17 protein-coding genes and 2 riboswitches are annotated in these 15,582 nt (G+C 68.0%); of the genes, 9 read left to right on the forward strand and 8 right to left on the reverse strand.

The annotated features are described in order from the left end of the window. Window positions 1–60: 60 nt before the first annotated feature. The 4 genes from ACX9MO_RS17600 (at window position 61) to ACX9MO_RS17615 (ending at window position 3,692) form a co-directional block, all read left to right on the forward strand. Complete coding sequence (locus ACX9MO_RS17600; protein ID WP_462212785.1) at window positions 61–963, forward strand: metal ABC transporter substrate-binding protein; 903 nt, start codon at window positions 61–63, stop codon at window positions 961–963. Window positions 964–1,099: 136 nt separating this feature from the next. Next, on the forward strand, window positions 1,100–1,984 hold the full coding sequence (locus ACX9MO_RS17605) for a manganese/iron ABC transporter ATP-binding protein (RefSeq protein WP_462212786.1): 885 nt from the start codon (window positions 1,100–1,102) through the stop codon (window positions 1,982–1,984). Continuing rightward, the gene (locus tag ACX9MO_RS17610) at window positions 1,981–2,838 is read left to right on the forward strand and encodes a metal ABC transporter permease (protein WP_222489901.1); all 858 of its coding nucleotides are present in this window, start codon (window positions 1,981–1,983) and stop codon (window positions 2,836–2,838) included. Before ACX9MO_RS17605 ends, ACX9MO_RS17610 begins: the two co-directional genes overlap by 4 nt. Continuing rightward, window positions 2,835–3,692 (forward strand): metal ABC transporter permease, encoded by an 858-nt coding sequence (locus ACX9MO_RS17615; protein WP_462212787.1) that lies wholly within the window; start codon window positions 2,835–2,837, stop codon window positions 3,690–3,692. The genes ACX9MO_RS17610 and ACX9MO_RS17615 overlap by 4 nt, the downstream gene beginning before the upstream one ends. Here ACX9MO_RS17615 and ACX9MO_RS17620 read toward each other — a convergent pair. Next, window positions 3,689–4,150, reverse strand: a complete 462-nt coding sequence (locus ACX9MO_RS17620; RefSeq protein ID WP_462212788.1) for an Lrp/AsnC family transcriptional regulator — start codon at window positions 4,148–4,150, stop codon at window positions 3,689–3,691. The two genes, ACX9MO_RS17615 and ACX9MO_RS17620, sit on opposite strands and share 4 nt — an antisense overlap. 156 nt (window positions 4,151–4,306) lie before the next feature. On the opposite strand from ACX9MO_RS17620, the gene ACX9MO_RS17625 reads away from it, so the two are divergent. Then, window positions 4,307–5,326: a 1-aminocyclopropane-1-carboxylate deaminase gene (locus ACX9MO_RS17625; protein ID WP_462212789.1), complete on the forward strand. Its 1,020-nt coding sequence runs from the start codon at window positions 4,307–4,309 to the stop codon at window positions 5,324–5,326. Window positions 5,327–5,513: 187 nt separating this feature from the next. On the opposite strand, the gene ACX9MO_RS17630 is transcribed toward ACX9MO_RS17625, so the two are convergent. The 7 genes from ACX9MO_RS17630 to ACX9MO_RS17660 form a co-directional block, all read right to left on the reverse strand. Then, complete coding sequence (locus ACX9MO_RS17630) at window positions 5,514–5,768, reverse strand: hypothetical protein (protein ID WP_222489907.1); 255 nt, start codon at window positions 5,766–5,768, stop codon at window positions 5,514–5,516. Window positions 5,769–5,959: 191 nt separating this feature from the next. After that, window positions 5,960–6,595: a riboflavin synthase subunit alpha gene (locus ACX9MO_RS17635; protein WP_462212790.1), complete on the reverse strand. Its 636-nt coding sequence runs from the start codon at window positions 6,593–6,595 to the stop codon at window positions 5,960–5,962. Window positions 6,596–6,712: 117 nt separating this feature from the next. Beyond that, a riboswitch (FMN riboswitch) is annotated at window positions 6,713–6,858 on the reverse strand. A 98-nt stretch (window positions 6,859–6,956) separates the two neighbouring features. Beyond that, window positions 6,957–7,736 carry an ABC transporter permease gene (locus tag ACX9MO_RS17640; protein ID WP_462212791.1) on the reverse strand — a complete coding sequence of 260 codons (780 nt, stop codon included), beginning with the start codon at window positions 7,734–7,736 and terminating at the stop codon, window positions 6,957–6,959. Between the two features lie 8 nt (window positions 7,737–7,744). Continuing rightward, window positions 7,745–8,542: an ABC transporter ATP-binding protein gene (locus tag ACX9MO_RS17645; RefSeq protein ID WP_462212792.1), complete on the reverse strand. Its 798-nt coding sequence runs from the start codon at window positions 8,540–8,542 to the stop codon at window positions 7,745–7,747. Between the two features lie 299 nt (window positions 8,543–8,841). Next, entirely contained in the window at window positions 8,842–9,915 is a 1,074-nt protein-coding gene (locus ACX9MO_RS17650; protein WP_462212793.1) for an ABC transporter substrate-binding protein, read from the reverse strand. A gap of 97 nt (window positions 9,916–10,012) precedes the next feature. Further along, window positions 10,013–10,798 (reverse strand): DeoR/GlpR family DNA-binding transcription regulator, encoded by a 786-nt coding sequence (locus ACX9MO_RS17655; RefSeq protein ID WP_462212794.1) that lies wholly within the window; start codon window positions 10,796–10,798, stop codon window positions 10,013–10,015. Between the two features lie 37 nt (window positions 10,799–10,835). Continuing rightward, entirely contained in the window at window positions 10,836–12,068 is a 1,233-nt protein-coding gene (locus tag ACX9MO_RS17660; protein ID WP_462212795.1) for an amidohydrolase family protein, read from the reverse strand. 250 nt (window positions 12,069–12,318) lie between these two features. Beyond that, window positions 12,319–12,432: riboswitch (TPP riboswitch) on the forward strand. A 24-nt stretch (window positions 12,433–12,456) separates the two neighbouring features. Here ACX9MO_RS17660 and ACX9MO_RS17665 point away from each other — a divergent pair. Genes ACX9MO_RS17665 through ACX9MO_RS17680 form a run of 4 tightly spaced genes read left to right on the forward strand, consistent with a single transcriptional unit; the run spans window position 12,457 to window position 15,557 of the window. Then, the gene (locus tag ACX9MO_RS17665) at window positions 12,457–13,044 is read left to right on the forward strand and encodes a YkoF family thiamine/hydroxymethylpyrimidine-binding protein (RefSeq protein ID WP_462212796.1); all 588 of its coding nucleotides are present in this window, start codon (window positions 12,457–12,459) and stop codon (window positions 13,042–13,044) included. Window positions 13,045–13,048: 4 nt separating this feature from the next. Continuing rightward, window positions 13,049–13,828 carry an ABC transporter permease gene (locus ACX9MO_RS17670; RefSeq protein WP_462212797.1) on the forward strand — a complete coding sequence of 260 codons (780 nt, stop codon included), beginning with the start codon at window positions 13,049–13,051 and terminating at the stop codon, window positions 13,826–13,828. Then, window positions 13,825–14,568 carry an ABC transporter ATP-binding protein gene (locus tag ACX9MO_RS17675; RefSeq protein ID WP_462212798.1) on the forward strand — a complete coding sequence of 248 codons (744 nt, stop codon included), beginning with the start codon at window positions 13,825–13,827 and terminating at the stop codon, window positions 14,566–14,568. Before ACX9MO_RS17670 ends, ACX9MO_RS17675 begins: the two co-directional genes overlap by 4 nt. After that, window positions 14,565–15,557 (forward strand): ABC transporter substrate-binding protein, encoded by a 993-nt coding sequence (locus tag ACX9MO_RS17680; RefSeq protein ID WP_462212799.1) that lies wholly within the window; start codon window positions 14,565–14,567, stop codon window positions 15,555–15,557. Before ACX9MO_RS17675 ends, ACX9MO_RS17680 begins: the two co-directional genes overlap by 4 nt. Window positions 15,558–15,582: the final 25 nt, after the last annotated feature.

The raw sequence follows: 15,582 nt of genomic DNA on the forward strand, positions 1-15,582 counted from the left end.
CTTTGACTCCTGAGAATGGTTCGCATCTAAACGGGGCAACCGGAATGGGAGTACGCGGTGATGAAGACCTTTCTGACATCGGCCATCGGCGGAACGGCCCTTGCGCTGATCCTCGCACAGGGGGCTGTTGCGGCAGAGAAGATGAAGGTCGTGACCACCTTCACGGTGCTGGCCGACATGGCGCGCCACGTGGCAGGGGACGCGGCCGAGGTGGTCTCGATCACCAAGCCGGGCGCGGAGATCCACGGTTACCAGCCGACGCCACGGGACATCGTGCGGGCGCAGGGGGCCGACCTGATCCTCTGGAACGGCATGAACCTCGAGCTGTGGTTCGAGCAGTTCCTGCGCCACCTGAAGGACGTGCCCTCCGCCACGCTGACCGAGGGCATCGACCCGATCCCGATCGCGGCGGGCGCCTACGAGGGCAAGCCCAATCCGCATGCATGGATGGGGCTGGAAAACGCGCTGATCTACATCGGCAATATCGAGAAGGCCTTTGCCGGGCAGGACCCGGAGAACGCCGCGACCTATGCCGCGAATGCGCAGGCCTACCGGGACGAGTTGCGCGCCACGCTGGAGCCGCTCCGGGCACAGGTCTCAGAGATCCCCGAGGCACAGCGCTGGCTGGTGACCTGCGAAGGCGCCTTCAGCTACCTCGCGCGGGACTTCGGGATGCAGGAACTCTACCTCTGGCCGATGAACGCCGACCAGATGGGCACGCCGCAACAGGTCCGCCAGGTGATCGACGGGGTGAAGGAGAACGCCATCCCCGTCGTCTTCTGCGAGAGCACGGTGAACACCGCCCCGGCGGAACAGGTCGCCCGCGAGACCGGCGCGGCCTACGGCGGCGTCCTCTACGTCGACAGCCTGTCGGAGGAGGGCGGCCCGGTGCCCAGCTACCTCGATCTGCTGCGGGTGACCGCACAGACCGTGGTGGAGGGGCTCGAAGCCGGGATGAAGTGAACCAGCGTCAGCATCGGGAAACCCGTCAGGCGCATGGCCTGCCCGGCCGCGTGGGCCGGACGCAGGCGGGCCTGCATCCGTGTAGCGGCTGGCGGGAGGGCCTTGCCCCGAGCACGGCGAGACAGGAAGGTTGAGCATGAAGGACACCAGCACCCAGACCCGCCCCGAGGCGACCGCAGAGCCGGGCGGCGGCATCACGGCGCGCGATGTCACGGTGACCTACCGCAACGGCCACACCGCGCTGCGCCACGCCAGTTTCGAGATCCCGCGCGGGACCGTGACCGCTCTGGTCGGTGTGAACGGTGCGGGAAAATCCACGCTTTTCAAGGCGATTATGGGGTTTGTTCAGGTGGCGGGTGGAGAGATCACCCTGCTGGGCCTGCCCGTGGCACAGGCGCTGAAACAGAACCTCGTCGCCTATGTGCCCCAGTCCGAGGAGGTCGACTGGACCTTCCCTGTGCTGGTGGAGGACGTGGTGATGATGGGCCGCTATGGCCACATGGGCTTCTTTCGGCGACCGTCGAAGGCGGACCACGCGGCGGTGGAGGCGGCGCTGTCGCGGGTCAACATGCTGGATTTCCGGCACCGGCAGATCGGCGAGCTGTCGGGCGGGCAGAAGAAGCGGGTCTTCCTCGCACGGGCGCTTGCGCAGGACGGGCAGGTGATCCTGCTGGACGAACCCTTCACCGGCGTCGACGTGAAGACAGAGGAGCAGATCATCGCCCTGCTGCGCGAGCTGCGCGACGAGGGGCGGGTGATGCTTGTCTCGACCCACAACCTCGGCACCGTGCCCGAGTTCTGCGACCGCACGGTGCTCGTGAAGGGGACCGTTCTGGCCCATGGCCCGACAGAGGAGATCTTCACCCGCGGCAACCTCGAGAAGGCCTTCGGCGGGGTGCTGCGCCAGTTCACCCTCGGCGGCAGTGCGCTGCACGAGGATGACGACGGGCGCGAGGTCTCGATCCTGACCGACGATGAACGCCCCTTCGTGCAGTACCGCGAACCGGGGACCCGGCGATGAGCCTGCTGCTGGAGCCCTTCACCTACGGTTACATGACGAACGCCATGTGGGTCTCGGCCCTCGTGGGCGGGGTCTGTGCCTTCCTCTCGGCCTACCTGATGCTGAAGGGCTGGTCGCTGATCGGCGACGCGCTGTCCCACGCCGTGGTGCCGGGGGTGGCCGGGGCCTATATGCTGGGACTGCCCTTCGCGCTTGGGGCCTTCCTGTCGGGCGGGCTGGCGGCGGCGGCGATGCTCTTCCTCTCGGACCGCTCCGGGCTGAAGGTGGATGTCGTGATCGGGCTGATCTTCACGGCGTTCTTCGGCCTCGGGCTCTTCATGGTCTCGCTGAACCCGATGGCGATCTCCCTCGACACGATCACCATGGGCAACATCCTCGCCATCACGCCGGGCGACACACTGCAACTGGCGATCATCGGCTTCGTCTCGCTGGCGGTGCTGCTGGCGAAGTGGAAGGACCTGATGGTCGTCTTCTTCGACGAAAGCCACGCGCGATCCATCGGGCTCAGGCCGGGGCTGCTGAAGGCGGTGTTCTTCGTGCTGCTTTCGGCCTGTGTCGTGGCGGCGATGCAGACGGTGGGCGCCTTCCTCGTCATCGCCATGGTGGTGACGCCGGGGGCCACGGCCTACCTGCTCTGCGACCGCTTCCCGCGGTTGATTGTGACCGCCGTGGCCATCGGCGCGCTCACCAGCTTCCTCGGCGCCTACATCTCCTATTTCCTCGACGGGGCAACGGGCGGCGTGATCGTGGTGCTGCAGACGCTGATCTTCCTGGCGGCCTTTACCTTTGCGCCCAAGCACGGCTACCGCGCCGCCCGGGCCCGGGCCCGGGCGGCGCTGGAGGAGGAGGCATGATCGAGACCCTCCTGATGCCGTTCCAGTTCGGCTTCATGCAGACCGCCTTCCTGATCTGCCTGATCGTGGCCGTGCCCACGGCGCTGCTGTCCTGCTTCCTCGTGCTCAAGGGCTGGGCCCTGATGGGCGACGCGATTTCCCACGCGATCCTGCCGGGGGTGGTGCTGGCCTATATCCTCGGGCTGCCGCTGCTGCTGGGGGCCTTCGCGGCGGGGATGGTGACGGCGCTCTCCACCGGGTTTCTCGCCTCCAACAGCCGGGTGCGGCAGGACACGGTGATGGGCGTGGTCTTCTCGGGCATGTTCGGGCTGGGGATCGTGCTCTACACCTCGATCCACACCAACGTGCACCTCGACCATATCCTCTATGGCAACATGCTGGGCGTCGGGCCCGGGGACCTCTGGACCGCGGGCAGTATCGCGCTGATCGTGCTGGTGGTGCTGGGGGCCAAGTGGAAGGATTTCGTGCTGCATGCCTTCGACCCGGCGCAGGCACGGGCCTCCGGCTTGGCGGTGGGCTGGCTGCACTACGGGCTGCTGACGCTGCTCTCCATGACCATCGTCGCCACGCTTTCGGCCACCGGGCTGATCCTTGCCGTGGCCCTGCTGATCGCGCCGGGGGCGGTGGCCTTCCTGGTGGTGCGCCGGTTCGGGACGATGCTCTGGGTGGCGGTACTGGTCTGCGCCACGGGGATGATCGGGGGCACCTACCTCAGCTTCTTCCTCGACAGCGCGCCTGCGCCCACCATCGTGCTGATCCTGACGGCGATGTTCCTGCTGGCCTTCGTTAGGCGGCTTTGGCTGGCGCATCGCACCAGCCGGGCCACCGGCCGGGCCGCCAGCGGCGGGGCCTAGAAGGGCAGCGGCGCGTTCTCCTTCACCTCCTTCATGACGAAGAAGGTGCGGGTCTGGCGCACGCCGGGCAGGGCGATCAGCGTTGTGCCGTGGAAAGCGTTGAAATCGGTCATGTCGCGGACCCGGATCTTCAGCAGGTAGTCGAAGTCCCCGGCGACGAGGTTGCAATCCAGCACCTCCTTCATGCCGAGAACCGCCCCCTCGAAGGCGGCGAAGCTTTCGGGGGTGGAGCGGTCCAGCACGACGCCCACCATGACGAGCGCGCCCAGACCTACCGCCTCGGGCGCAATATGGGCGCGCAGCGTGGTGATATGCCCCTCGTCAAAGAGCCGCTGCGTGCGCCTGTGACAGGTGGCCGGGCTGACGTTCACCATCCGCGCGATCTCGGCGTTGGTAAGGCGTCCGTCCGTCTGAAGGGCGCGGAGAATGGCCCGGTCGATTCTGTCGATATCGCTCATGGAAGGTTCTTCCATTTTTGTCGGTCAAATTTCACCCAGTTGGTATCCCATGGTGAAAATGGGAGATCCAGAGCGAAAATCGACGGCCAACTTCGAGAGCACCTTTCATTTCGGATGCGCTAGTCTCTTGCCCAATCCAACAGAAGGACCTCTCCCATGTCTCTCCTCGACAAATTCGAACGCTATCCGCTGACCTACGGCAAGACGCCGATCGAGCATCTGCCGCGCCTGACCGAAGCCCTCGGCGGCAAGGTCGAGATCTATGCCAAGCGCGACGACTGCAACTCGGGCCTCGCCATGGGCGGCAACAAGCTGCGCAAGCTGGAATACATCGTCCCCGACGCGATCGCCTCGGGCGCGGACACGCTGGTCTCCATCGGTGGCGTGCAGTCGAACCACACCCGCATGGTCGCCGCCACCGCGGCCAAGATCGGCATGAAATGCGTCGTGATCCAGGAGAAGTGGGTGCCGCACTACGATGCCGTCTATGACCGCGTCGGCAACATCCTGATGACCCGCCTGATGGGCGCGGACAGCCGCCTCGTCGAGGATGGCTTCGACATCGGTATCCGCGAGAGCTGGGAAAACGCCATCAAGTCGGTCGAGGACGCCGGCGGCAAGCCCTACGCGATCCCGGCCGGTGCCTCGGTGCACAAGTATGGCGGCCTTGGCTACATCGGCTTTGCCGAGGAAGTGGCCGAGCAGGAGAAGGAACTGGGCTTCAAGTTCGACTACATCGTCGTCTGCGTCGTCACCGGCTCGACCCAGGCGGGCATGATCGTGGGTTTCGCCGCGCAGGACCGCGCCGACCGCGTGATCGGCATCGATGCCTCGGGCACCGTGGAGCAGACCCGCGCGCAGGTGCGCCAGATCGTCGATGACACCGCCAAGCTGGTGGAGCTGGGCCGCGAGATCCGCGACGACGAGATCGTCATCAACGAAGACTACGCATACCCGGCCTACGGCGTGCCCTCGGAAGAGACCAACGAGGCGATCCGACTGGCGGCCAAGACCGAGGCCATGATGACGGACCCGGTCTACGAGGGCAAATCCATGCAGGGCCTGATCGACCTGACCAAGAAGGGCTTCTTCCCCGAAGGCTCCAAGGTGCTCTACGCCCACCTCGGCGGTGCGCCCGCGCTGAACGGCTACAGCTACTACTACCGCGAGGGCTGATCGCCCGTCCTCCGCGGAGGGCTGAACACGGAACCGCCCGGTCGAAAGGCCGGGCGGTTTCGCGCTTGGGAGGCGCTGAGGTCAGCCAGTGGCTGTCAGGGAGCCTGCGGTGGGTGCTGACTGGGCGCCGTCCGGCGGGCTGCCTCGCGGGCCGGCCTCCGGTGGCCGGGGTGCGGGGCCCGCCCGGTCAGGTCTTCTCGGGATCGGACCCGGACTGGAATTCGGGGTCGTTGTAGTCGGCGGGATCGTAGTCCTCCGGGTCGTAGGCCTCGTCCTCCTCCGAGATGCCGGTGACATGGGTCGTGCCGGTCTCTTCGTTGTAGGCCAGCCCGTAGGTGGCGCTGCCCTGCGACTTGTAGCGCAGGTATTCGTGAATGGCCGCATAGAGGAAGGCCAGTGTGAAGGGCAGCAGGATCAGGAACGCAATCAGGCGCGCGTCCATGGTGAAGCTCCTTTCGGTCTGAACGGTGGGCGGGGCCTGCGCCACGCCCTGCGGCATCCTGCGCGGCGGGTGCCTGCGGATGCCGACCGTCTGTCGAACTCATGGGGCTCTATCGAAAAAACGGCCGTGAGTCCACGGCGCGGCCCGACACCCGGCCGCCGGATTGCGACAGCCGGGGTGGAAATCCGGGTCTACTCGGCTGCGCCTGCCAGATAGCGCGGCAGCAGACGTTCCAGCGTGCGCTCCATCACGTCGACGGTCACCATGGTCTGGTGATCGACCTCGATGTTCACCCGGTCGCCCGGCTGGTAGCGCGGGAAGGTCGTCTGGCGCAGGGTCTCCGGGATCAGGTAGATGGTAAAGACATCACCCTCCTGTTCCGCCACGGTCAGCGAGCAGCCGTTCACAGCAAGGAACCCGCGCACGAAGATGTACTTGGCCCATTCGGGCGGCACGCGGAAGGAGATATGGGCGCGGGGCTCTTCCGTCACCATCTCGACCACTTCCGCCGCGCAGGAGACATGACCCGCCACCACGTGGCCGCCGTTCTCGTCCGTCATCTTGGCGGAGCGTTCGAGGTTCACCATGCCGCCTTCTTGCAGCGCGCCGAGGTTGGTGCGCTCCAGCGTGGCGAGCATGGCATCGAAGGTCACCTTGCTGCCGCTGATCGAGGTGGCCGAGAGGCAGACGCCCTCGACCGCGACCGAGCCGCCGATCTTCAGCTCCTCGGTCAGGCCGGGCGGGAAGTCGATCTCGAAGGTGGTATGGGCGCCGGTACGGGTCAGCCCGGTGATCGGCGCGGTGGCCTGCACGATGCCGGTGTACATCAGGCCCCTCCGCCGCAGGATAGTTCATAGGTCATGTCGGCACGCTCCCTTGTCCGTTTCGCACGCATCCGTGCTACAAGCGCGCTCCAGAGCCACGGGCAGGGCAAAGCCCCGGTCCCGCGTCTTCTTGCATCCGGACTGTAACCGTCGGTTCCGGCATCTGACCGGATCTGCTGACCCCGCGATTGCGGGCGCTCGCGGACTTGCATGGGCGGGCCACGCCTACCGCCGGTGGGGAATTTCACCCCGCCCCGAAGACCTGCCCAAGATAGGCAGGCGGCGCGGGAAGGACAATGGCGAAACCCCGTCTTCCGGTGCCGCGATCCGTGCGCCGCTGCAGGGCCCTTGCGCGGACGCGACCCTACCAGCGGATCACGGCCCGTTCGACCAGCACCACGAGGCCGATCAGCGCCAGAGAGGTCAGGGCGGAGACGAAGATCGCCACCCACATCTGCGCGAGGTTGAGGAAGGTGGTGGCCATGACGATCGTGGCCCCGATCCCGCGCGAGGTGCCCATGAACTCCGACACGATGGCGCCGACCATGGCGGCGGTGATCGCCAGCTTGGCCCCGGCGAAAATCTCGGGCAGGGCGCCCGGCAGGCGCAGGCGCAGGAAGATCTCCATCGGGCTGGCGGACATGGCGTTGAAGACGTCGAGCGTCTCGCGGTCGACCTTGCGCAGGCCGGACATGGCGTTGATCAGCATCGGGAAGAAGGCGGCGATGGCGGCCACGATGATATGCGGCACGGCGTTGAAGCCGAAGGCCACGATCAGCGCAGGCGAGATCGCGACGATGGGCGTCACGTTCAGCAGCAGCGCCACCGGCACGATCGCGGCCCGCAGGACGGTGAAGTAGACTGCCAGCACCGCCAGCACCAGCGCCAGCCCGCTGCCGAGGGCAAAGCCCGTCAGCGCCGCCTGCAGTGTCGCCAGCAGGTTGTCGAAATAGAACCCGGGGCGCGAGAGGAACTCGGCCCCCAGGGCGCCGAAGGGCGGCAGGATCGACTTGAAGTTCAGCGCGATCCACTGCCAGCCGAGGTAGATCAGGAAGAACAGCAGCGCCGGCGCCAGCCAGTGCAGCAGGCCGGGAGGCAGGCGTTTGACAGGACGTTTCGCGGGACGTCTCACGGGGCGCTTCATGGAACGCTTCACGGCGCATCCTCCCAGCCCGCCCGCAGCACGTGCTTGACCTCGCGCAGCTTGGCGTCGAAGGCGGGGCTGTCGAGGACGTCGGGGGTGCGTGGGCGGGGCAGGTCGATCGGCACCTCCCGGAACACCCGGCCCGGGCGCGGGGTCATGACCACGACACGGTCCGAGAGCATGACCGCTTCGGCCGCGGAATGGGTCACGAAGATCACCGTCTTGCGGTGCTTCTCCCAGACCTGCAGCAGACGCAGGCGCACCGCGTCGCGGGTCAGCTCGTCGAGCGCCGAGAAGGGCTCGTCCATCAGCATCAGCTCGGCCCCCTGCACGAAGGCGCGGGCAATGGCCGCGCGCTGCCGCATCCCGCCCGACAGCTGCGCCGGGCGGGCGTCGGCGAAGTCCTCCAGACCCAGGTCTCGCAGCACCTCGTCCGCATCCTCGGGGGTGCGGCGCCGGTCCGGTGCCCGGTCGGCACGGCGGTTGAGACGTTCGGACAGGCGCACGTTGGCGCGCAGGCTGACCCACGGCAGCAAGCCGGGGCTTTGCGGCACCCAGGCGATGTTCTTGAGCCGCGAGGCCTGGGCGGGCGTCTGGCCGAAGAGCCGGATCTCGCCGGTGCTCTGCTGCTCCAGCCCGGCCAGCAGCCGCAGCAGCGTGGACTTGCCGCAGCCCGACGGTCCGAAGAGCGTGACGAACTCGCCCCGGGCAAAGCTGGTGTTCACGCCCGTCAGTGCGAGGACCGGCTGTCCGTCGCGGTCAAAGGTCTTGGACAGATCGCGTATCTCGATCCGGTCGGAGGGCATCGCGGAGGCCTGATCTGTCGGGTGTGTCTGGTCTGGGGATCGCGCGGGCATGAGAGCACATTTCCGAGAACGCCGCCCATGTCCAGAGGGGATGTCCGGAGCGGGCGCTTGGGGCGGATGTCCGGAGGGACCGTGGGCAACGCCGGGCGTGGCGCTCGGGGCCCGGTTGCCCTCACCTCGGCTGCTCTGGCCCCGGCTGCGCGGGCGGCCTCCCCACGGGCGACCGGGGTCAAGTCGAAACAACCGAAGGGCGCGCCACGACGGCCGGACAGACGGGCCCGGCCCTCATGGCGCGCGACTTAATCGCCCGGCCAGATCAACGAGCCATCCTCCGCGCGGATCGCCTCGACGAAGGCGGGCGTCATGGCGGCGGCGATGTCGGGGGCGCGCCGCACGAGGCCGAAGCGCGTCAGCATCTCGGCCTCCGGCGCCCATTGCGCCTCCGACTGCCAGCCGAGACCGGTGCCTTCCGGCTGGCTCTCCGCCACCAGTCGCGCCTCGATCAGGAACCGGGTCCGGCTCATGGGGATGTCATAGCCCGCGGTCGAGAGGTCGGCGGCCCATTGCAGCGCCTGGTCGAGGTTCTTCTCCTCGGCCAGCATCCAGTCGTAGGCATGGAAGGAGGCGCGCAGGAAATCCTCGACCGCGGTGGGATGCTCGGCGGCGAAGGTGCTGTTGGCGACCTGAGTGTTGAAGGTGGAGTGGATGCCGAAGTGATCCGGGTCCCACTCGCGCACCGCGTGGCCCTGCTGGCGCAGCGCCTCGGGCTCGTTGGACTTGTAGGCGGCGAGGCCCTGCACCTGACCGTTCGGCAGGATCACCGGATCATAGCCGACGGAGACCCACTGGATGCTGGCGGGATCGACACCGGCCTCGAGGAACATCGCGTTGAACTGGGGCGGGATCGCGCCCTTGTAGCCGATGATTTTGCCCTCGAAATCCGCCAGCGTCTCGATCCCGCTGTCGGCCATGGAGAGGAGCTCGATCGCGCCGACGTTGCCATAGGTCGCGACGCCGAGGATCTCGGCCCCGTTGTCGATGGCCACCAGCGTGTCGGAGGCCCCGCCGATCCCCGCGATCTGCGCGGTGCCGGCCGAGACGAGCTGCGTGTTGGTGCTGCCGGGCTGGATCACCACGTCGAGGCAGAGCGCCTCGAAGAAGCCCTTCTCCTTCGCCGCGATCACGTCGAGGATCCCGTGGGAGGCCGCATAGGCGAAGCTGGTGAGATAGGTGATCTGCCCCGCCGCCCGGTTCGCCTCGCAGCGGGCATCGTCGATGATGGCGGCATGGCCGGCAGCTGGCGCGAGGAGAGGCGCGGTGATCAGCAGCGCGGCAAGGGCGCCACGGCGCGGCGAGGGGCTGAGGTGGGGCATCCGTCTTCTCCTTGGGATGGGCCGAACGGCGGGCCGGCGCCGTCGGGTCGCGCGGACCCTAGCGGCGGCGCGCGATCACCGCAACTTTGTGCGCAGATCACCGGGCGGCCACCCGGACCGCGACGCCTGCGCTCCTCAGCGCCTGCGCCAGATCGGGGGGCGGGGCTGCGTCGGTGATCAGGGTGGTAAGCCCGGCCAGTTCGCAGAGCCGGACCAGTGACCTGCGCCCGAAGGCCTGCGCCTCGCAGAGCCCGATCCGCCGGTCGGCCTGTCCGATGAGGGCCTGTTTCACCGCCGCCTCCTCGATCGAGCTGTCGAAGACGCCGTCGCCCGTCAGCCCCGCGATCCCGAGGACCGCCACGTCGACATAGAGACCCGCGTAATGCGCAACCGCGGCGGGGCCGGTGAGGGTCCGCTCGGCGCTGCCCAGTCGGCCCGGGGGCAGGTAGACCTCGGCCCCCGTGGCGGCCAGCGGTTCAGCCACGGTCAGGGAATGGGTGAAGATACGGGTGCGTCCGGGCGCGAGCCGCTGCGCAAGGATGCGCGCGGTGCGTTGGGTCAGGAGCGCACCATCCATGGCGATGCTGTGGCAGGGCGCGACCAGACGGGCGGCCTCTGCGGCGATGGGATCGGGCGGCAGGCCGGGCAGGGCGTCCCGGGGCGTCGCAGCCGCGGGCACGGCGCCGCCATGTACCCGCGTTAGGTGGCCGGCCTCCTCCAACTCGTCCAGATCGCGCCGGACTGTCATCTCCGAGATATCGAAGTCTGCGGCGATCTCGCTCACGGACAGCGCGCCGTCCTTCTCCAGACGGTCGAGAATGGCCGCGAGCCGGGCCTGGGCCGGCAGGCGGCGCGGAGGCTGGGGTTTGGACGGGCGGGGCATGGCGATGCGCTCCGAAATGGTGTTTGAAAATGTGTGATTATGAGGGGTCGAAAAGTGTCGGTTTCGAGCGCGCGAAGGTCGGCCTGCCTTCCTTGCAACCCCAGAGCGCGGGGGCCACGGTGGCAACCGCCATCGCAGGGCTCTCGGCGTCCAGCAGGACGATGTCTGCCACCGCACCCCGGACGAGGGTGGGATCGGGTGCCCCCAGAAGCCGGGCGGCCTGCGTCGTGATCATCCCGTGGATCGCGGTCATCTCGCCCGGCGTGCCGGCCTGCGCGATATTGGCATAGAGGTTGGCCATCCGGATCAGCGAGACGTCTCCGAAGGGCGTGAAGGGGTTCAGCACATTGTTGGTGGAGAGCGTGGCCAGCAGGCCGGTCCCGGCCTGGCGGTGTGCCGCGAACATGCCCCGGGGGCTGAGCCGTTCGGTGTCGCGTCCCATGAGGAAGAGATCGGTGACGGGCAACACGGTGAGGGCAATCCCGGCACTGGCGAGCCGCTGGCACTGTGCCTCTGCCTCTCCCGGCGCCATGGCGGAGAGCTTGGTCACATGGCCGATCGAAGTGCGCCCGCCCCAGCCCCGCGCCTCGGTCTCGCGCAGCACGTGGGGGATGTTCGAGCCTGCCGCGTCAAGGTCGAAGTCGAGATGGAAATCCACCGCGACATCATACTTGCGGGCGAGGTCGAAGATCATGGAAACATGGCGTTCCGGGTCGGGATCGGTATAGGGGCAGCCGCCGACGAGATCCGCGCCGCGCGCAAGGGCCGCGTCCAGCATGGCGTAGCTCTCGGGCTCGTTGGTCAGCCCCTCCTGCGCGAAGGCGCAGAGTTCGAGCGTGATCGCATGGGCGTAGTCGGCGCGCAGATGCAGCAGGGCATCGAAACTCCGGAACCCGGCACGCGGGTCGATCTCGACAAAGCTGCGCATGCGCGTGGTGCCATGGGATATCGCCGCGCGCAGGACGGCCTCGGCCCGGGCGTAGACATCCGCCTCGGTGAAGGCGGCCTTGGCGCGGGCGGTCTCGCTGACGGCCTCGGCCAGCGTCCCGTGGCAGAGCGAACAGCGGTGCAGGATGCCCGCCTTGTCGAGGTGGATGTGGGTCTCCACCAGCCCGGGAGAAGCGAGCGCGCCGCCGCCCTCCTGTACCGGTGCCGCCACGTCGTCGCCCAGGCCAGGGCCGATGGCCTCGATCCGGCCCCCGCCGATGAGGATGTCGACGGCCGAGAGATGATCGGGCAGGCGGACATTGCGCAGGACGAGGTCTGTCATGGGAGGCTCCGGTGAGATCGGCGCGAGGTTACGCTGCGTGAGGTGCGCGGGGCAAGCGATTGGTGTGATTGCGGTCGAACATGTGCGTATTGAGCTTCATCGCATATGTTGGATAATGGGCGTTTGCTGGTCCGCTTGGCTTCATACAGAGCCGCCCGGGCCGGAGCCAACGGGACGGTTACTTCACAGCTCTCTGCGGCGGCCCATGACACGGGCTCTTGCAATGCGCCCGGCGCTGTGATTTCAGATGACGCATCCACAGGGGTGTCCCGTACTGCCGGGGCTGAGATGCGGGTGGCAAGCCCACGGACCCTCAAAGCTGATCTGGATCATGCCAGCGGAGCAAGGAGGACCCATGTTTATTGGCGCCCAAGTCTCATTGTACCCCATGACCGGCGACTTCGTCCCGGTCATCATGGACGCGCTCACCGCGTTCGACCCCTATCGCGAAAAGCTGCGCGTCGAGACCGACGACATCTCGACCCTCATCGTCGGCGCACCCGAGGTGGTGTTCCCGGCGCTGCGGGATTTCTATGTCGCCGCCGCCGCGACCCGGCATCACGTTGTCCTGCGGGTCACCCTTTCGCGCGGCTGTCCGGGCGAGCCGGATGACCCGATGTGCGCGACCGGTGCGCTTGCCAATCCGGACACGCCTGTTGCGCAGCGCATCGAGGAGGCCCGGGCCGCCGTCGAGGGGGCCGACCAGACGGGCGAGGAGGCCGCCGCGCAATTCTCGCTCTACGTCATGGGGGAGGGGCAGCACATGGACGAGATCTATGGCTGCATCGATTTCCTGAAGGGCAGCGGCACCTTCGACCGGTCCAAGAACTTCTGCACGCGGATCACCGGGGACGCGGGCCCGGTCTTTGCCACGTTGCGCGAAGGCTTCTGCCGGTTCGGCGCGCCGGAAGGCCATGTGACCATGGACCTGACCGTCTCGGCGAATTCCCCCAGCACGCGCAAAGCCGCCGCTTGATCCGATGGACATCGCACATGTGTCCCGCGCGGCGGCGCGCGGGCTGAAACGGGCTGCGCCTGCGCTCGTCTCGGTCATCCTGATCCTGCTGGGCTGGGAGGTCTACGTCGACCTCTCGCGCATCTCGGCCACGGCGCTGCCGGCGCCGTCGCGGGTGGCGGCGCAGGGCTGGCAGGCCCGCGCCGTGCTGGCGGAGAATGCGCTTGCCACGCTCACCGCGACGCTCTCGGGCTTCGCGGTGTCGCTGGCCTGTGCCTTCGTCCTGTCGGTGGCGATCGACTTCGTGCCGCTGCTGCGCCGGGCGCTGTTCCCGGTCTTCGTGATCAGCCAGACCCTGCCGCTGGTGGCCATCGCGCCACTGGTGGTGCTGTGGTTCGGCTTCGGACTGCTGCCCAAGATCCTGCTGGTGGCGCTGGTGACCTTCTTCCCGATGCTGGTGGCGCTGGTCGATGGCTACGAGGCGACGGACCGCGACATCACCCGCCTGCTGCGCAGCATGGGCGCGGGGCGCGGTCAGGTCTTCTGGCGGGCGCGGCTGCCCTCGGCGCTGCCCTTCTTCTTCGCGGGGCTGCGGATCTCGATCACCTATGCCGTGGTGGCGGCGATCTTTGCGGAATACGCGGGCGCGGCGCGGGGGCTGGGGATCTTCATTCTGAACGCCAAGAACAACTTCCGCCCCGACCTCGTGCTGGCGGCGGTCTTCGTCAGTTCGGCCCTGACGCTGGCGCTCTTCGCTTTGGCCGTCCTGGCGCAATACATGTCCCAGCCATGGAGGCGCGCATGACCCTGCGGCTGGACGACCTGCGCCTGACCCGGGGCGTGACCCATGTGCTGGACGGCGTGACGCTGGAGGCGCGGGAGGGCGCGTTCATCTCGATCCTCGGGCCCTCGGGCGCGGGCAAGTCGACGCTGTTCGAGCTGCTGCTTGGCAGTCTCGCGGCGGACGGCGGCCAGATCAGCTACAACGGTCAGCCGGTGCGGGGGCGCGATCTCTTTGCCTTCATGCCGCAGCGCGACGCGCTGATGCCGTGGCGGCGGGTGATCGACAATATCGCCCTCGGGCTGGAGGTGCAGGGCCTGCCGCGCCGCGCCGCGCGGGAGCGGGTGCGCCCGCTGCTGCCGCGCTTCGGTCTGGAGGAGTTCGAGACCCACTGGCCGCATCAGCTTTCCGGCGGGATGCGGCAGCGCGCGGCGCTGGCCCGGACGCTGGTGCAGGACCGGCCGCTGCTGCTGCTGGACGAACCCTTCGGCGCGCTGGATGCGCTGACCCGCACGAGGATGCAGCGCTGGCTGGAAGCCCGCCTGCAGGAGACCCGCGTGACCACGCTGCTCGTCACCCATGACGTGCGCGAGGCGGTGGCGCTCTCCGACCGTATCTACCTTCTGTCCACCCGTCCGGCCCGCGTGGTGGAGGTCTTCGACGTCCCCCAGCCGCGCCCCCGGATGGAGACCGGCCCCGGCGAGGAGGCGCTGGCGCTGGAAACCCGCATCCTCCGAACACTCCTTGAAGGAGAGAGAGAATGATCCGCCTGACCCTGACCACCCTTGCGGCAAGCCTGCTGGCCGCGCCGCTGATGGCCCAAACCGAGCTGCGCGTCGCGCTCGACTGGACGCCCAACACCAACCACGTGGGTCTCTACGTGGCCGAGGCGGAGGGCTTCTACGACGAGGCCGGCCTCGACGTTGAGATCCTGCCCTATACCGATACCTCCGCCGGCACGCTGATCGCCAATGGCGTGGCGCAGTTCGGTATCCTCTCCAGCCTCAGCCTCTTCACGCAGGGCACTGCGGGCGCGGACCTGAAGGCCACCTATGCCGTGGTCCAGCATGAGACCGGGCGGCTGGTCTTCGACGGGCGGCGCGAGGATATCCGGACGCCCGCCGACCTCGACGGCAAGATTTACGCGGGCTTCGGGTCCAACTGGGAGGAGGCGCTGATCTCCTCCATGATCCGCGCCGCGGGCGGCGAGGGCAGGTTCGAGACGGTGACGCTGGGGACTTCGGCCTACGAGGCGCTCGCCAACGGGCGGGTGGATTTCACGCTGGAGGTCAGCACTTGGGAGGGCGTCAACTCGGTCCTGCTGGACCGCCCGCAGACGGCCTTTGCCTATGCCGATTACGGCGTGCCGGATCAGCACACCACGCTGATCGGCGGGCAAGGTGCGTGGCTTGCCTCGCATGAGGCGGAGGCGACGGCCTTCATGGAAGCGACCCGGCGCGGCTATGCCTTCGCGGCGGATCACCCCGAGGAGGCCGCGCAGATCCTGATCGATGCCACGGCCGGCATGCTGTCCAACCCCGAGCTGATCCGCGCCTCGATGGAGGAACTGGTGGCGGGCCACTACCTGCGGGCCGAGGATGGCACCATCGGCGTCATGGATCCGGAGAAGATGCGCGCCCTTGGCGGTTTCCTCTTCGATCACGGGATGCTGCGCGATGATGCCGGGCAGCCGCTGACGCAGGCGCCCGACTACGACGCCTTCTATACCAACGCCTACCTCGGGGCCGAGTGAGGCGCAGGGCCGTCCGCCTGACCGG

Source organism: Pseudooceanicola profundus (genome assembly GCF_054919315.1).

What these genes read in the sequence shown, in the direction of transcription:
- ACX9MO_RS17620 (WP_462212788.1), bottom strand. Translation starts at nt 4,150, where the DNA reads ATGAGCGATATCGACAGAATCGACCGGGCCATTCTCCGCGCCCTTCAG.
- ACX9MO_RS17635 (WP_462212790.1), bottom strand. Translation starts at nt 6,595, where the DNA reads ATGTACACCGGCATCGTGCAGGCCACCGCGCCGATCACCGGGCTGACC.
- ACX9MO_RS17610 (WP_222489901.1), top strand. Translation starts at nt 1,981, where the DNA reads ATGAGCCTGCTGCTGGAGCCCTTCACCTACGGTTACATGACGAACGCC.
- ACX9MO_RS17640 (WP_462212791.1), bottom strand. Translation starts at nt 7,736, where the DNA reads ATGAAGCGCCCCGTGAGACGTCCCGCGAAACGTCCTGTCAAACGCCTG.
- ACX9MO_RS17600 (WP_462212785.1), top strand. Translation starts at nt 61, where the DNA reads ATGAAGACCTTTCTGACATCGGCCATCGGCGGAACGGCCCTTGCGCTG.
- ACX9MO_RS17655 (WP_462212794.1), bottom strand. Translation starts at nt 10,798, where the DNA reads ATGCCCCGCCCGTCCAAACCCCAGCCTCCGCGCCGCCTGCCGGCCCAG.
- ACX9MO_RS17665 (WP_462212796.1), top strand. Translation starts at nt 12,457, where the DNA reads ATGACCGGCGACTTCGTCCCGGTCATCATGGACGCGCTCACCGCGTTC.
- ACX9MO_RS17650 (WP_462212793.1), bottom strand. Translation starts at nt 9,915, where the DNA reads ATGCCCCACCTCAGCCCCTCGCCGCGCCGTGGCGCCCTTGCCGCGCTG.
- ACX9MO_RS17630 (WP_222489907.1), bottom strand. Translation starts at nt 5,768, where the DNA reads ATGGACGCGCGCCTGATTGCGTTCCTGATCCTGCTGCCCTTCACACTG.
- ACX9MO_RS17645 (WP_462212792.1), bottom strand. Translation starts at nt 8,542, where the DNA reads ATGCCCTCCGACCGGATCGAGATACGCGATCTGTCCAAGACCTTTGAC.
- ACX9MO_RS17605 (WP_462212786.1), top strand. Translation starts at nt 1,100, where the DNA reads ATGAAGGACACCAGCACCCAGACCCGCCCCGAGGCGACCGCAGAGCCG.
- ACX9MO_RS17660 (WP_462212795.1), bottom strand. Translation starts at nt 12,068, where the DNA reads ATGACAGACCTCGTCCTGCGCAATGTCCGCCTGCCCGATCATCTCTCG.
- ACX9MO_RS17625 (WP_462212789.1), top strand. Translation starts at nt 4,307, where the DNA reads ATGTCTCTCCTCGACAAATTCGAACGCTATCCGCTGACCTACGGCAAG.
- ACX9MO_RS17675 (WP_462212798.1), top strand. Translation starts at nt 13,825, where the DNA reads ATGACCCTGCGGCTGGACGACCTGCGCCTGACCCGGGGCGTGACCCAT.
- ACX9MO_RS17670 (WP_462212797.1), top strand. Translation starts at nt 13,049, where the DNA reads ATGGACATCGCACATGTGTCCCGCGCGGCGGCGCGCGGGCTGAAACGG.
- ACX9MO_RS17680 (WP_462212799.1), top strand. Translation starts at nt 14,565, where the DNA reads ATGATCCGCCTGACCCTGACCACCCTTGCGGCAAGCCTGCTGGCCGCG.
- ACX9MO_RS17615 (WP_462212787.1), top strand. Translation starts at nt 2,835, where the DNA reads ATGATCGAGACCCTCCTGATGCCGTTCCAGTTCGGCTTCATGCAGACC.